10 protein-coding genes and 1 tRNA gene are annotated in these 16,064 nt (G+C 62.2%); 8 read left to right on the forward strand and 3 right to left on the reverse strand.

The window, feature by feature from the left end:
• Positions 1–3: 3 nt before the first annotated feature.
• From A0J57_RS10640 to A0J57_RS10655, 4 genes are read left to right on the forward strand one after another with little or no spacing between them, the layout of a single operon-like run.
• A complete protein-coding gene (locus A0J57_RS10640) occupies positions 4–483 on the forward strand; it encodes a hypothetical protein (protein ID WP_061939619.1) in 480 nt (159 codons plus the stop codon).
• Between the two features lie 13 nt (positions 484–496).
• On the forward strand, positions 497–3,406 hold the full coding sequence (locus tag A0J57_RS10645; protein ID WP_061939621.1) for a DUF1156 domain-containing protein: 2,910 nt from the start codon (positions 497–499) through the stop codon (positions 3,404–3,406).
• Position 3,407: 1 nt separating this feature from the next.
• A complete protein-coding gene (locus A0J57_RS10650) occupies positions 3,408–6,521 on the forward strand; it encodes a DEAD/DEAH box helicase (protein WP_061939624.1) in 3,114 nt (1,037 codons plus the stop codon).
• A 53-nt stretch (positions 6,522–6,574) separates the two neighbouring features.
• Positions 6,575–6,997, forward strand: a complete 423-nt coding sequence (locus tag A0J57_RS10655; protein ID WP_061939626.1) for a hypothetical protein — start codon at positions 6,575–6,577, stop codon at positions 6,995–6,997.
• A gap of 69 nt (positions 6,998–7,066) precedes the next feature.
• Here A0J57_RS10655 and A0J57_RS10660 read toward each other — a convergent pair whose 3' ends face one another.
• Together A0J57_RS10660 and A0J57_RS10665 are read right to left on the reverse strand one after the other, a co-directional pair.
• On the reverse strand, positions 7,067–8,389 hold the full coding sequence (locus tag A0J57_RS10660) for an integrase arm-type DNA-binding domain-containing protein (protein WP_061939628.1): 1,323 nt from the start codon (positions 8,387–8,389) through the stop codon (positions 7,067–7,069).
• 153 nt (positions 8,390–8,542) lie between these two features.
• Positions 8,543–8,632, reverse strand: a tRNA-Ser gene (locus tag A0J57_RS10665).
• Between the two features lie 122 nt (positions 8,633–8,754).
• Between A0J57_RS10665 and hspQ the strand changes: the two genes are divergently transcribed.
• The 3 genes from hspQ to A0J57_RS10680 all read left to right on the forward strand — a co-directional run bounded on the left by hspQ (position 8,755) and on the right by A0J57_RS10680 (position 11,917).
• The gene (gene hspQ / locus A0J57_RS10670) at positions 8,755–9,126 is read left to right on the forward strand and encodes a heat shock protein HspQ (RefSeq protein ID WP_025549362.1); all 372 of its coding nucleotides are present in this window, start codon (positions 8,755–8,757) and stop codon (positions 9,124–9,126) included.
• Positions 9,083–9,859, forward strand: a complete 777-nt coding sequence (locus tag A0J57_RS10675; RefSeq protein ID WP_061939630.1) for a GDSL-type esterase/lipase family protein — start codon at positions 9,083–9,085, stop codon at positions 9,857–9,859. The genes hspQ and A0J57_RS10675 overlap by 44 nt, the downstream gene beginning before the upstream one ends.
• A gap of 90 nt (positions 9,860–9,949) precedes the next feature.
• Positions 9,950–11,917 (forward strand): OPT family oligopeptide transporter, encoded by a 1,968-nt coding sequence (locus A0J57_RS10680; RefSeq protein ID WP_044661425.1) that lies wholly within the window; start codon positions 9,950–9,952, stop codon positions 11,915–11,917.
• 90 nt (positions 11,918–12,007) lie between these two features.
• Here the strand turns inward: A0J57_RS10680 and A0J57_RS10685 are convergent, their stop codons facing one another.
• A complete protein-coding gene (locus A0J57_RS10685; RefSeq protein ID WP_061939632.1) occupies positions 12,008–14,809 on the reverse strand; it encodes a TonB-dependent receptor in 2,802 nt (933 codons plus the stop codon).
• A gap of 180 nt (positions 14,810–14,989) precedes the next feature.
• On the opposite strand from A0J57_RS10685, the gene A0J57_RS10690 reads away from it, so the two are divergent.
• Complete coding sequence (locus tag A0J57_RS10690; RefSeq protein WP_061939634.1) at positions 14,990–16,063, forward strand: phytase; 1,074 nt, start codon at positions 14,990–14,992, stop codon at positions 16,061–16,063.
• Position 16,064: the final 1 nt, after the last annotated feature.

Consider the following 16,064-nt stretch of genomic DNA (forward strand, 5'->3'; position numbering starts at 1 on the left):
ACCATGGCATCCAGAATTGCGCGGGTTGAGCGCGTGACGCTCCCCACCATCGAGCCGTCCTATGAAGTCCGAGCGCGTCGTATCGCCGGCAACGAACTCCAGGTGGAGATTTGGCAGTTGCCGTCACCGGCCTCGCCGCACATCCACGTGCCGATCCGCGTAGCGGGACTCGCCGGTCGGAATTTGGAGATCAATCAGATCCGGATCCTGAAGAAGCTCAAGGAAGCAGGCATTCGCCTCGAAGTCATGCCGATCGAGGGATTGCGCACGCCTATCCGCGAGGACGATGCGCTTCGGCTCGCTCTGCTCTTCCGCACCTTGGCGCCCATGCGTTCGCGCGCCTCCATGGTGCATGTCGCCGAAGGCATCGAAGCCATGGCGCGGGAAGAGGCTGCGTACTGGCTGGGTATGGCTGTTCATCGCAAGAATCCCCGGCGTGTGCTTACCGCCCTTCGCATCCTCTTGACCGCACCAGCCCGCTGAGATTGGAATTACAATGACTACCACCCGTCTTATCGAACGCTGGCTCCCAATCGCCGAAATCGGCATCGAAAGCGTGCGCGAGCGCACCCCTATGACGCCTTTCCCCGCGCCCAACCGCCTTCATGTGTGGTGGGCTCGCCGACCACTGGTGGCGTCGCGCGCGGCTGTGCTGGCCTCGATCCTGCCGGAGGCAGCGGATCGTAATGCCTATAAGCATGCACTAGGAATTCACGGCGACCCGATCAAAGGCGTGGCTTTAATCGACCGGGCTAAGCGGACGGGGACGCGGGTCGATGATCCCTATGGATATGAGCGTGCCTTCAAATTCGCGCCGGGCGACGAAGAGATGGCGGCTCTTGCTGGAGCGGCCCGGTCGGAAACCGTTGTACTCGATGCAACCGCAGGTGGTGGAGCGATTCCTCTGGAAGCTATCCGCCTCGGTTTTTCTGCAATTGGGAACGACCTGAATCCCGTTGCGGTATTGCTGCAGAAGGCGAGCATCGAATACCCTCAGCGATACGGCGCGCAGCTTCTCGAAGAATTCAAACAGGTCAGTACAGAGTTTAGGCGACGCGCAGGGGAGGCTCTGGACGGATACGTGCCGCAACCAAATGCCCCAGAGGAAGTGGCGACTTCTTTCCTATGGGCGAGGACCATCGCATGTCCCTATTGCGCGGGCAAGGTGCCACTGTCGCCTAATTGGCGCCTCGCACCCGACGGAACGGGCGTCCGGCTGGTACCGCACCTCGGTTCTGGAGTGGGGGACGAGCATCGCCACTGTTCGTTCGAAATCGTACAGAAAGTCGACGACCAATCCGAAGGCACCGTAGCCGGCGGTGACGCAGTCTGTCCTTACCCTGATTGCGGGCGCGCGATCGATGGCGACGAGATCAAGCGCCAAGCCCAAGCAGGCGAGATGGGCGATCAGCTCTTCACAGTGGTGTATAAGCGCGAGATCATCACGAAGACCAAAACTGGCAGGAACAAGATCAAGTGGGTGCGCGGATATCGCGCGCCTGGAATGAGCGACGACAACGGCGACGAAATCGCCGCTCAGCTCGCCGAGAAAATGCCTGAATGGGACGCGATGGACGTTATCCCAACGGAATCCTACCCCAAGATCAGCAACGACGATCGACCTTGGCAATATGGAATGCCACTTTGGCGCGATATGTTCTCGCCTCGACAAATCCTTGCGCATGGCACCTGTGTTGAGGTGTATCGTGAGATGCTAGAGGAAGATCAGGCGAGCAATGCACTGACCGATGTTCGTGCAATGGCGTATGTGTACGTCGCTATCGCTCTCGACAAGCTGCGTGACTACAACTCGCGAATGACGCGTTGGCACGTCAGCCGTGAAACCATGGTGAATACGTTCGATCGCCATGATTTCGCTTTCAAGTGGTCCTACGCCGAGATGGCACTCCTCATTGAAGGCATGGGCTTCGATTGGGCTATCAGCGCAACCGGAAAGTCGCTCAAGGAATTGGTGGAGATGGTCGCCGCTGGTAAGCGTGGCGACATGCTTGATGCCGTGCAGGATAAAGGTGGAACGATCACTATCACTAACGGCTCAGGCGCCTCTATGCCGCACATTGCCGACAAGTCGGTAGATGCCGTCGTCATGGACCCGCCATACGGTGCCAACGTGATGTACGCCGAACTGTCGGACTTCTTCTATGTCTGGCTGAAGCGCACCGCTGGGCTTGTCGTACCCGAGCTATTCACACGTCGTCTTGCGGACAAGGATGCCGAGGCGGTCGCCAACAAAGCGCACTTCAAGGGGCAGAAGGGTGCGGCGCGCCTTGCGGAAGACGATTATCGCGTGAAGATGGAGGGCATCTTCGCCGAATGTCGCCGCGTGCTGAAGGATGATGGCATCATGACCGTCATGTTCACGCACAAGGACACCGGCGCGTGGGACGCGCTTGCCATGTCGCTGATGGACGCAGGTTTTGTCATCACGGCATCCTGGCCGGTCAACACCGAGGCGTCGGGATCGCTGCACATCAAGGACAAGGCGGCCGCCAACTCGACCATCTTCCTCGTCTGCCGTCCGCGTGGCGAGCAGCAGGACGAGACCATGTACTGGGAGGACGTCGAGCCTGAGGTTGCCCGCGCAGTCCGGGCGCGAGTCGGCGAGTTCCAGCAGGCCGGCATTCAGGGCGTAGACCTGTATCTCGCCAGCTTCGGCCCCGCGCTCGAAGCGTTCTCGCGTCATTGGCCGCTGACACGGGGCACGCCAGCGCCGGAACCAAAGAAGAGGCGTCGAACGCAGGGCGACCTGTTCGAAGAATTCGATCCCTATGCCGTGCGGCCCGAAGACGCGCTCAACGCTGCACGACGCGAGGTAAAGGCATGGCGACTTTCCCAGCTCGCCACGGCCAAGGCTCAGGCTGATATGGACGGCCCCACTGCCTTCTATGTTCTGGCCTGGGACGCCTTCAAGGCAGTCAGCTTCCCATATGACGAAGCCCTTCGGCTCGCTCGTGCGGTAGGCGTGGACCTTGATGCCCAGATCATCGGCCGACTGGCCGAGAAGAAGGCGGCCGAGATCAAGCTCTGGGATTCCGCCACGCGCGTCGCCAAGGGTGCAGTTGGCCCGGCTGATGGATCGCGCGGCATGATCGATGCTCTTCATCATGCGGCCCACGTCATGCGGACTCGCGGCGCGGAAGCAGCCCAGGAAATGCTCAGCGACGCCGGCATCGCCAAGGACGATGAATTCAAGGTTGCGATGGAGGCTCTTCTGGAGGTCTTACCGCCGTCGAAGACGTTCTCTGGCATCGACGCTGACAAGGCGGTGAAACCAGCGGCGGATGACTTCGATGCGCTTGAGAAGCTCCGCCGGATCGCCTACGAGGGCGAGATCGGCGAACCGGCACAGCTCGAGCTCTATCGTGAGCTGATGGCGGCCGAATAGAATGCTCCTGCAGGACCATGCCTGGAAGCTAAAGTACAGCCGGGAAGATGGCGACCTCGTGTCGCGCTTCTGGGTACCCGCGCTGTCGACCGCGATCCGCTATGACCGCACGACCGGATATTTTCGGGCGGGCAGTCTGGCGCTCGCGGCGCGGGGGATTGAGCATCTTGCCCTTAACAACGGCAAGATGCGGCTTCTCGTTGGCTGCACGCTTGACGAGGGCGAGGTCGAAGCGATCGAACGCGGCATGTCCATGATGGACGTAGTCGCGGGCAAAGCCGACCTCAGCTTGCCGGAGACGGTCAGCGCCAGCGAACGGGAGGCGCTGGAGCTTCTGGCTTGGCTCGTCGCGCGCGGCATGCTCGACGTGAGGGTCGCCTTGCCCTGTCATCCGGTCACACGCGAGCCTGTCGCTGGCAGTGCCATTTTCCACGAGAAAACGGGGATAATCGAGGACAAGGTCGGTGACCGCATCGCCTTCACCGGGTCGGTCAACGAAACTGTCCAGGGCTGGATGAACAATGGCGAGACGTTCACGGTCTTCAAGTCCTGGACGCCGAACGTAGAGTACGTCGACGAGGAGGATCGGTCCTTCGCAACCTATTGGGCGGACCGCGCAGATCGCATCCGCACCTATGACGTGCCTACTGCGGTTCGGCTAGACCTGCTTCGCTTCCTGCCTCCAGATGACGAGCTGCCGACCCGTCTTCAGGATAACCCCGGGCCGGACGCTGAACCCGTTATTCTGCCCGAGCCGACGGCGCCCATCACGCCAACGCATGACTGGGATCAAGAACGTGCCGATCTTTGGCACCGGGTGCGTACCGCAGCCCAGGACAAGAATGGCGGCATCTGGGTTGGCGAAGCAACTTCGCCGGTGGAGGCTTGGCCCCACCAGCGCCGCGCTTTCATGCGCATGTATGGCGAGCGTCAGGATCACGCGCCACGCCTGCTGATCGCGGACGAAGTCGGTCTGGGCAAGACGGTCCAGGCCGGACTGCTTGTTCGACAGGCTTGGCTCGCGGGGCGACTGCGACGCGGGATCATCCTTGCGCCAGCCAACGTCTGCACCCAATGGCAGGCGGAGCTACGTGAAAAGTTTGCGCTCGACTGGCCGATCTATGACGGCAAGTCATTCCGCCGCTATGACGCGGCGACCCAGTCGATCATCGACACGCCAGTGATGCGCGACGCCTGGTCCGCAGAGCCTTTCGTCATCATGTCCAGTCATCTCGCCCGCCGCCGTGATCGGCGGCCGGAACTGCTTGAGGCGGAACCCTACGACCTCGTCGTCGTCGATGAAGCGCATCATGCACGGCAGAAGCGAGCGGGCGGTCGGGTCGAACCGAACATGCTGATGCGTCTGCTGCGCGACCTTCGCCATCGAACCCATGGCCTCATCCTCCTGTCAGCGACTCCGCTTCAGACCCATGCGATGGAACTGTATGATCTGCTTTCCCTCTTGGGTCTGCCGCCCGAATGGGATGCGGTCGCCTATGAGCGATATTTTGCTGCGCTTGGAGATGCAAACCTCCCGGCCGACAAGATGGAGGAATGTGCCCGCTTCTTCAGGGCAACCGAGGCATTCTATGGCGAACTGACGCCTGAACGCGCGGCACGCATGGGAGGAGTTCAGAGCGAACCACTGCCAAGAATCCGCACACGTAAGATCCTGGGAGCGCTGCGTGGAGCGCCCTCGGTGCCCCGGCGTCAGCTCAGCGGAGAGGAACGTGTGGCGGCCGTTCGGATTATGAAGCGCTGGACGCCAGTGGCGGCCCTTATGTCGCGACACACCAGATCGCTGCTCCGACGCTATCAGGCGGAGGGGAAGCTCCAGGCGCGCATCGCGGTCCGCGATGTGCGGGATCGCTTCATCGATATGGAGCCGGCCGAGCGCGACATCTACGAGCGTGTAGAGGATTTCATCCGTTCGGCCTATCAGAACGCCGACCAGTCCCAACGAAATGCGATCGGCTTTATCCTCACTATCTATCGCAAGCGCCTGTCTTCCAGCTTCGCTGCACTGGCGCACAGCCTGCAAGGTCGATTGGACCGGCAAGTAGACGATGACCAGTTCGACCTCGAAGAATGCGGCGAGGAAGTCGAAGCGGATGAGGTCAAAGAAAAGGAGGAGGTCGCCCTTCGGCTACTCGAGAGTGCGGCGATCCGTGACATCTTAATCGACCTGGATCGTCTACCGATCGACACAAAGGCGCGTGAACTCAGGGATCAGCTCAACCAGCTTGCAGCCGAGGGCTATCAGCAGACGATGGTCTTCACGGGCTATACCGATACGATGGACGGTCTGCGTGACTGGCTTGCAGATCAGACCGGGCGTGAAGTAATCTGCTTCTCAGGACGTGGCGGCGAAATCCGCACGCCCGACGGCAGTTGGCGGCTTGTGTCTCGGGCTGACATCAAAAAGCGCTTTCGCGAAGGCAAGGGCGACATCCTCCTTTGCACCGACGCTGCTGCCGAAGGCTTGAACTTCCAGTTCTGCGGCTCCCTGATCAATTACGACATGCCGTGGAATCCCATGCGGGTGGAACAGCGGATCGGGCGCATCGATCGCCTCGGGCAGAAGTTTGACAGCATCAAGATCGTGAACCTGCACTACCGCGACACCGTAGAAACGGAGGTCTATCTCGCCCTGTCCAGCCGCATCAAGCTGTTTGAGGATATGGTGGGCGGCCTCCAGCCGATCCTTTCTGCAATCAGCCGGGAAATTGGTTCCTTGGCTCTCGCCGGCGCACATGTCGACGTCGACAGCATGGTCGCCTCGACCATCAGCAACGTCGAAGCCCCTGCCGTCGATATCGATGATGTGGACGATCTGGGCGATATGCCGGAAATGGGTCGGCCTTCTCTGTCGCTTGATGATCTGCAGGCGATCGTGTGCCAGCCGCAGCTGTTGCCGCAAGGATATGAACTTACGGTGTTGGATGGCGCCGATTTCGCCGTGGAGGAGCCCTTGTCAAGACGTCGACGGCGGGCCACCCTTTCTCGGTCTTTCTACGCGAACCATTTTGAACATACGGATTTCTGGACGCCAGGCAGCGCTGCCTTTCCACTCGAAGGAGCCCCAGCCTCGCGCTCAATTCCGGGAACGCCATGAAGCGCTTGAGCACGCGCATGAACGGGGACGGATGCTAAGATTGGGGAAGCAAAATGCCGAAGGAATATACTCATACAGAATGCTTCGCCGCCTTTGGCACCGTTCCACGCAACACACGGTGGAGTTGGTCGGGCCGCAGCGATAACGGCGAGAACGTCGCTGTCACCCTCTGGCAGGACCGTTTTGAGGAAGGCGGCCGCTTTTACCGTTGGAAAGTGGACCGGGACGGCGCATGGACATCCAGACCGGGCTTCGTCGAGTTGATCGACAATCTAATCCATGCATGTGACCACCTCGACGGCGTGGTGCATGTGATCATGGCCAAGGCCCGCGACACGAAGGCTTCGCCTCGGTCGATCGAACGCTGCTTCCCTCATCCCAGCCTGCAGATGAGAGTCGTTGAGATCAATCAGGATGAGCGAACCTTCGTTCTTGAACGGATAGAGCCCACGCAGTCTGGCGCCAACGCGGTTTGATGAGGTAAGGAACACGTTCCGCTTGCCCCCCTTAACTAACAAGCCGGCGATGCGATCACGGGAGGGCGATCACCGCGTATTTGAGCTTGAGCGCCGCGGGCCGTCCAAGAGAACCGCAGCGGATAGCTGATCTGCCATGATCAAATCTGCCCATTGTTGCGCAAGCTCTCTTCTCCTCTCGATATACGCAGCACGATTGTAGATCAGCTCACTGCCTGACATCCCCGCCGGAATATGCGCTAGCATCAGGTCAATGATGAGCCGGTCGATCAGGAGACGATCTGAACCTGGATGCGATCGCTCCACCAAGCCGTTCATTATAGTCGAGAAGGACGAACGCCATCCATGCGGGACGTGCCGTCCCTTGTAGCCGATCCGGTTATACAAATAACCGACCGCATTTTCGCTCAACGGCTCCAAGCCGCTTCGCGCGCCTGGGAATGCCAGAGGTCCCCGACCCGAAAGACGACGGGCGACACACAGGACCTCCACAGCTTGGCGCGAAAGCGGGACGATATGCTCGAAGGCCTCATCTTCACGGAGTTCGAGCACCAGCTTGATGCGGGAAGCCGAGATACGCCACTGCGGTTTATCCGCCATCTCATCAGGCTTGTTCCAATCAATCCCCTCAAACTCGCTCCAAGGCGCGGTTCTTATCATCCCTGGTCGCTGAGCAGTCAGCGCCATCATTCTCGACGCAAGACGGGTAATCGGATGGGAAGTGGAGCAATCTACGGCGCGAATCAAAGCCTGAAGCTGATCTAGTTCCGTCAGCGCAGGCCACCGGCGTGCGGGCGGAACCGGCTTGAGGCTGACCTTCATGTCAACGGCAGGGTTCTCACGGCAGGCGCCAATGCCCTTGCCATATTTGAATATGGATGAACACCGCTGCAGCAAGCGGTGCGCGGTCTCAATGGCCCCTCGCCCTTCTACTTTCTTAAGCGTTGCGAGAAGGAGGGGCTCGTCAATATCGGTTATCGGAAGCCCTCCCAAGACAGGAAAAATATCTCGGTCCAGGCTGGTGATGACGTCCGCAGCGTGGACAGGCTTCCAGCGAGCCACTTGGTCGGCACACCATTGCCGGCCCACCTTCTCGAACGTGTTTTCCATCTGAACGACGTTGGCGAGCTTGCGCTTCTTCGCCTCGATCACTGGATCGCGGCCATCACGTAACATCCGCTTGGCGTCGTCCCGCAGATCCCTGGCTTCGGCCAACGACAGATCGGGGTAGCTTCCCAATACCAAGCGCTTCTCTTTATCTGCGAAACGGTATTTGAGCCGCCAACTACGGTGGCCTGTTTTCGTCACGAACAGGTACAACCCCCCGGAGTCGGCCAGCTTGTAGTCCTTTTCCTTAGGCTTAGCCTTGCGAATTGCCGCGTCGGTCAGCATGCCCCCAAATCTCCAATTCGATGCCCCCAAAATGCCCCCAAATAGCGTTGGCTTGGACTGGATATCGCTGGATGCGCTTGGACACGCGAATCACCTAAAATCCCGTTAACACGGGATTTTATGGATGATCTTGGATCCGGTTGGATGACTAAGTGGCGGAGAGGGAGGGATTCGAACCCTCGGTACCGTTGCCGGCACGCCGCATTTCGAGTGCGGTGCATTCGACCACTCTGCCACCTCTCCGCAGAAGGTCCGGCGCATGCCGTTCCGGTCGAGCGGCGGCCATTAGCGAATGATTTCACCCTTGCCAAGCAGCGACGAGCATTTTTCTTGTTTCGCACCGCAAGCATCCTAAATTGCGTCATATGAACGATATGATTCAGATTTTCGGACCCGATGTGACCCCCCCGCCGATCGTCCACGCCCGCTTCAGCATCGGGGACGTGGTGCAGCACCGCCTCTTCGGTTTTCGTGGCGTCGTGTTCGACATCGATCCGGTCTTCGCCAATAGCGAGGAATGGTATCAGGCCATTCCCGAGGACATCCGGCCGGACAAGCATCAGCCCTTCTACCATCTGCTCGCTGAAAATGGCGAAAGCAGCTATGTCGCCTATGTCAGCCAGCAGAATCTGGTCGCGGACGACAGTGAGGAACCTGTCGACCATCCCGCCATTTCCGGCATGTTCGGCACCTATGCGAACGGCAAATATCAGCTCCGCCCGCTGCATCGGCACTAGGCGCGGCCTCAAGGCGGGCAGGGCGCTGATCGGCCTTGCCCTGCTGCTGGGGTCCGGCGGCCTGCTGCACGCCGCCACGCAGGCGCCGGCGCTGAAGGTCAATCCCGACCCCAGCTTTCCTTTCTCGCGTGAGATCGAGGCATTCGCCAGGGCCAATGAGGCCGGTCCCCCGATCACCGACGCCACCCTGTTCCTGGGCAGCTCCAGCATCCGCCTGTGGGACATAAGCGGCAGCTTTCCCGACATCGGCACCGTCAACCGGGGCTTCGGCGGCGCGACCACGCCGGATGTGCTGCATTATTACAAGCGCCTGCTGCCCAAGGCGAAGCCGCGCTCCATCCTCGTCTATGTCGGGGAAAACGACCTGGCAGCAGGCGCCACCCCGGCCGAGGTCGCGAACAACGTCCTGACCCTGCTCAGGCAACTCCGATCCGACTATCCCAAGGCGCATATCGCCTATCTGTCCCTGAAGCCCAGCCCGATCCGCTGGACGCTGTGGCCGAAAATGGCCGCGGTGAACATGACGGTCGCGGCACGGGCGCGGGTGAGCCGCTTCGATTATCTGGATGTCGGTCGCGTGCTGCTCGCCCCGGATGGCCTGCCCGATGCCTCGCTGTTCCGACCCGACGGGCTGCATATGAACCCGCGCGGCTACACGCTCTGGACGCGGCTGGTCGACGCCTATCTGGATGCCGCCGCCGCGTCCGACCTGAAGCCCGGCGCCGCCTCCTGACGCCTCTTCGCGCACTTTCCGATTGATCCAAGGCCAAGCAACATTATTACCGGACGCTGATAAAACAGCCGCAGGCAAGGGGACAGACGAGTGACAAGTGATTCGGCCAAGGCGGCCCCCATGGCGGAGCTGACGCTTCGCGGCGTCATATTGGGCGCGCTCATCACCCTGCTGTTCACGGCGGCCAACGTCTATCTGGGCCTGAAGATCGGGCTGACCTTCGCCACCTCCATCCCCGCGGCCGTCATTTCCATGGCCGTGCTGCGGCTGTTCGCGACCGGCACGATCCTTGAAAACAACATAGTGCAGACCATCGCGTCGGCGGCGGGCACGCTGTCGGCCATCATCTTCGTGCTGCCCGGCCTGGTTATCATCGGCTGGTGGCAGGGTTTCCCCTATTGGCTGAGCGCCTTCACCATCGCGCTGGGCGGCATATTGGGCGTCATGTATTCGGTGCCGCTGCGCCGGGCGCTGGTGACGGGGTCCGACCTGCCCTATCCCGAAGGCGTAGCTGCCGCCGAAGTGCTGAAGGTCGGCGCGGGATCGCGCGAGGGGCTGGAGGAGAACAGGCGCGGCCTGGCCGCCATCGTCGCCAGCTCGATCGCCGCCGCAGCCTTCGCCATCCTCGCCAAGACGAAGCTGATCGCGGAGGAGGCCGCGACCTTCTTCAAATTCGGCGCGGGCGCGTCCAGCGTCTCCACCAGCTTTTCCATGGCGCTGATCGGCGTCGGGCATCTGGTCGGCCTGTCGGTCGGCATCGCCATGTTCTTCGGCCTGCTGATCAGCTGGGTCGGGCTTGTCCCCTATCTCACCGCGCCGCTCGCGGCCGGCGCCGATCTGGCCGATCTGGTCGGCACCACCTTTCGGATGAAAGCGCGCTTCATCGGCGCCGGCACCATCGGCATCGCGGCGATCTGGACCCTGCTCAAGATATTGGGACCGATCGTCAGCGGCATCCGGTCGGCCATGGCCGCCGCGAAGGTCCGCAAGTCGGGCAATGCCGGCCTGCTAGACCTCACGGAACGCGACCTTCCCATCGGCATCGTCGGCGGCACCATAATCGCTTCGCTGCTGCCGATCGCGGTGCTGCTGTGGATCTTCGCGCAGGGCGGGCCGATCGCGGCCAACCCGGTGCCGATCATCGTGCTGACGCTGGCCTATATCCTCGTCGCAGGCATCGTCATCGCCTCGGTCTGCGGCTATATGGCGGGGCTGATCGGCGCGTCGAACAGCCCGATTTCCGGCGTCGGCATTCTGGCGGTGCTGGGCGCCTCGCTGATACTGGCGGCGATCTACGGATCGGGCGGCGACCCGAAACAGGCGCAGGCGCTGATCGCCTATGCGCTGTTCGTGACCGCCATCGTCTTTGGCGTCGCAACCATTTCCAACGACAATCTCCAGGACCTGAAGACCGGCCAGCTTGTCGGCGCGACGCCGTGGAAACAGCAGATCGCGCTGGTGCTGGGCGTGATCTTCGGCGCGCTGGTGATCCCGCCCGTACTGGACCTGCTCAACAGCGCCTTCGGCTTCGCGGGCGCGCCGGGCGCCAAGGCGACCGCCCTCCCCGCCCCGCAGGCTGCGCTGATCTCCGCCCTGGCGAAGGGCGTGCTGGGCGGCGATCTCGACTGGGGCCTGATCGGCTTCGGCGCAGGCATCGGCGTGCTGGTGGTCGCCATTGACGAACTGCTGGGCAAGGCGGGCAAGCTGCGCCTGCCACCCCTGGCCGTCGGCATGGGCATTTATCTGCCGATGGCGCTCACCCTGCTGATCCCGGTCGGCGCGGTGATCGGGCATCTCTACAATCGCTGGGCGCTGCGCCAGTCCAACCCCGAATTTGCCGAGCGCATGGGCGTGCTGATGGCGACCGGCTTCATCGTCGGGGAAAGCCTGTTCGGTGTCGCCTTCGCAGGGATCGTCGCGGCGACGGACAGCGACGCGCCCATGGCGCTGGTGGGGGAAAATCCGTGGGCCGTGGTGCTTTCGGTGATTGCCTTCTTCGGCATCATCACAGCGCTATATGCGCGCTTGCGGCGGTGGGCGAGTGCCCCCTTGGGGTGAAGCTTACCCCCCGCCCATGGGAACCGGGATGACAGAATAAAGGGGGGGGCCGCCTCAAGGCCGCCCCCTCTCCCTCAAGCCTCCGCCGGATCAGAAGTTGAACCGGATGCCGCCCGTATAGCGACGGCCGAAGCGTTCCCACTCGATCGTCTGGTTGCTGCTGTCGGGCGCCTGCACGCCGCTGGCACGCAGCAGGCTGCCCGGGTCGGAGAAGCGGCGGCCGGGATGGTTGAGCAGGTTCGAGGCGTCGAAGTAAATCTCGAAATTCTTCGTGATCGCATAGCGCGCCGAGAAATCCAGCTCGTCGTCCGAGTCCCAATAAGTGTCGCCAGCGTCCGCCAGCGTATCGGAAACCGTGTCCAGCCATTTGCTGCGGTTCTGATATTGCAGGCGGATCGACAGGCCGTATTTCTCATAATATCCGCCGATATTGTAGACGAAGTCCGATGTGCCGGGCAGGCGCACTTTGCGCGCCGGAATGCCCTCGACGGCAGGCTTTTCGACCTTGCTGTCATTGAGGGTAAGATTGGCCGAAATACCGAAGCCGCCCATGAAGGAAGGAAGACCCAGATTCTCTGTCCAGGGTTCGAGCTGGAACTGCGCGGCGGCTTCCATGCCATAGATGCGGCCCGAACCGCCATTGGTGATACGGGTATAGCCATAGTCGGAGCGGTCGATCCCGCCGGAATTGAGGTCGGTCAGGCCATAGGTGCGCCGCTGATTATACAGCACGTCCTCGACATGCTTGTAGAACAGGCCGACCATCAAATAGCCTTGAGGCTTCACATACCATTCGAAATAGGTATCGACGCCATAGGCCCGTTCCGGCTTCACATCGGGGTTGCCGCCCGAAATCACGCGGTCGCTGTCGTTCACGACGAAGTTCGGCCGCATCTGATCATAATCGGCGCGCGCCGCACCGCTGTTGAAGGAGAAGCGCAGCTTCTTGCTGTCGTCGATATTGTAATTGATGTGCAGGCTGGGGAATGCCAGCGTCTGGCTGGATTCCCGCGTTTCCGGCGTGGAAACCGCCGGTCCGCTGACAGGCGTGACCGTGGCGATCGCAAAGCCATGGTTCTTGACATGCTCGACACGCACGCCGCCCACGACCGAGCCCCAGTCGTAGTGGACAGTGCCCATCAGGAAGCCGGCGAGCACCTCTTCCCGTACCCTGTAGTTGTTTCCGGTGTTGGGTGCGAAGGCATAAGCCGCCTGCGCCGCTTCGGAAGCCGCCCGCATCTTGTCGGTATCGAAATAGCGGAAGGTGTAGCCCATGGGGATCTTGCCCAGGAACTTCTGGTCGATCGAGAACTGGTTGTAGTCGGTCGGCAGGACGGTCGCGGCCTGCGCGGCATTCAGCGTGATCTGCTGCTCGTCGGCGGTCTTGGTGCGGCGGTCATACTGGAACCCCGCCTTCAATGTCGCATGCTCCAGCTCGCGCGCCAGCACCAGGCGGCCGGTATAGGCCTTGGTCGTGTCCACCGCGTCGAGGACGGTGAAGCCTGAAAGCGGCTTGGTGAAATCGTCGACCGCCGTGACCTGCGCGCCCGCCGTGTAGCGCGTCGGGCTGGCGAGTTGCAGCGTGCGATAGAGCGTCAGGCGCGAAAGATTGGGATCGCTGAAGTCATAGGCCACGGTCGGCCGCAGCGTGCGCGTGCTGGGGCTGTCCCAGGTCGCTTCGCCGACGATCGATCGGTCGTCCTTGGATTCGGTGTAGTTGCCGACCCAGCTCAGCTTCCAGCCATCGGCAAATTCATGATCGCCCGCCAGCGTGTTGGTGAAGATCGACTGGCGGAAGGCCCGCAGGGTCGAGCGCTGGCGGATGTCGATGCCATAGATCGTGCCCTTCTGCGGCGTGTTGCCGATGCAGACATCCGCATAGCCGGTGGTGGTCGGCGTGGTGTTCACCGCGGTCGGACAGGCGGCCGAGCCGTTCGACAGGTCCGACTGGCGGTCGTCCAGGTCGAAGCGGTAATTGTCCCGCGCTTCATCGTCGGTGAAGATGGTGTAGACCGACCGCAGCGAAATGCTGTTGGCCTCGTCCGGTTTCCAGTCGACCCGGCCCGAAACCGACCAGTTCTTGCGCGTCAGGCGGTACAGCTTGTTCTCCGCCTCATGCGCCCAGAAGCGGGTGGCGTTGCCGGGGCGCTGGTCCTGCGACACCCGCTCATAGTCGGTCTCGAAATTGTCCGTGACCATGTTGCGCTCATAATAGCTGCCCGACAGCAGCACGCCGATTTCACCGATGCCCGTCTGGAATCGGTCGGAAACGACCAGCGCGCCTTCATATTCCTTCTTGTCGCCCAGTTCGGCAAAGCCAAGGCCGCCCTTCCCCGCCAGATGGAAGCCGTCATAGTCGAAGGCCGAACGGGTGATGACGTTCACATTGCCCGCGACCGTCTCGCCCGGCATGTCGGGCGTCACCGCCTTGGACACGATGATCTTGCCGGCAATGGCGGACGGGATGGAATCGAAGCGGGCGTCGCGGCCCTCGGGGCTCACCACATTGATGCCGTCGAACGAAAGGGTGGTCCAGGTCTTGGGCGCGCCGCGCAGGTTGATGTAGCGGGCCTGCCCCTGGTCGCGCTCGACGCTGATGCCGGGCAGGCGGCTGGCGGCCTGGGCGATGTTCTGGTCGGGCAGGCGGCCCACGGAATCCGACGCGGCGACCGTGACCAGCGAGTCCCAGTTCTTCTGGATTTCCAGCGCGGCGGCTTCGGATTCAGCGATCGGGCGGGTGCCGGTGACGACGATCGCTCCCATATCCTCTTCCGCGGCAGGAGCCTGCGCCATGGCTTGGGTCGACGCCAGGGCCCAGCCGGCTATGCCGCAGGCCAGAGCCAGACGAACGGACGGCACGCCGGCGCGCTGCCGGATGAAACTATGCTGCATATGATCCCCCTGTTGGAACGGCCTTGTCGAATAGGCTTGGCGGGGCACCTAGATCGGCGGGAATACAATCGCGTGAAATTATGGTGACAGAACAGTGACATGCCGGGCGATATTCCGGCTGGGCCTGTCACATCATCGTCATGAAGCGCGTCCAAGAGGCGCCGCGAACGGGGGAACTTCATGACGAGACCTTTATCCGTCGCCCTTTGCGCGACTCTTCTGCTCGCCGCTTGCGCCGCGCCAGCGCCCGAACGCCCGCTGGCCCAGCGCATCGCCAACGCCACTCCAGCCGCGACCGTCACCGCGCGCGGGGAAACCGCCCCCGTCGGCACCCCCAATGCCGACGCGGCGGACGATCCGGCGATCTGGCGCAACGCCGCCGATCCAGGGCAAAGCCTGATCGTGGGCACCGACAAGAAGGCGGGGCTCTATGTCTATGGGCTGGACGGCAAGACCCGCGACTTTCTCGACGCGGGCCGGGTCAACAATGTCGACCTGCGGGACGGCGTGGGGATCGCCGGTCAAAGCGGCATATTGGTGGCCGCCAGCGATCGCAACGACCTTGCCCATGCGAAGCTGGCCCTGTTCCGCCTCGATCCCGCCACCGCGAAACTCTCGGCGCTCGGCAAGATCGATGCCGGGCGGGGCGAAGCCTATGGCGTCTGCCTCTATCGCGCGGCGAGCGCGACCTACGCCTTCGTCGTGTTGAAGGACGGCACGGTGAACCAGATCGCGCTCGACATGTCCGACGCCACGCCCAGGGGCAGCATCGTCCGGACCTTGAAGCTTGGCTCCCAGGCGGAGGGCTGCGCGGTGGATGACCGCACCGGCATGGCCTATGTGGCGGAGGAGGATGTCGGCCTCTGGCGCTTCGATGCCCGTGCCGACGGGCCCGCGACGCCCGCCAGGATCGCCGCGGCGGACGGCAGGAACCTCGTCATGGATGCCGAAGGCGTCGCCATCGCGCCGATGGGCGAGAAGGACGGCTATGTCCTCGTCTCCAGCCAGGGTGACAATGCCTATGTCGCCTATCGCCTGAGCGACGACAGCTATGCCGGCCGCTTCCGCGTGGTCGACGGCGCCATAGGCGGGTCGGAGGAAACCGACGGCATCGACCTGATGCTGGGCGATTTCGGGCCGGACTATCCCGGCGGGCTGTTCGTGGCGCAGGACGGCCACAATGCAACCGCGGCCCAGAATTTCAAGCTGGTCGCATGGGACGACATCGTCCGGGCGCTCGGCCTCGCCCGCTGAA

This window comes from Sphingobium sp. 22B, from assembly GCF_001580035.1.
GTDB classification, from domain to species: Bacteria; Pseudomonadota; Alphaproteobacteria; order Sphingomonadales; family Sphingomonadaceae; genus Sphingobium; species Sphingobium fuliginis.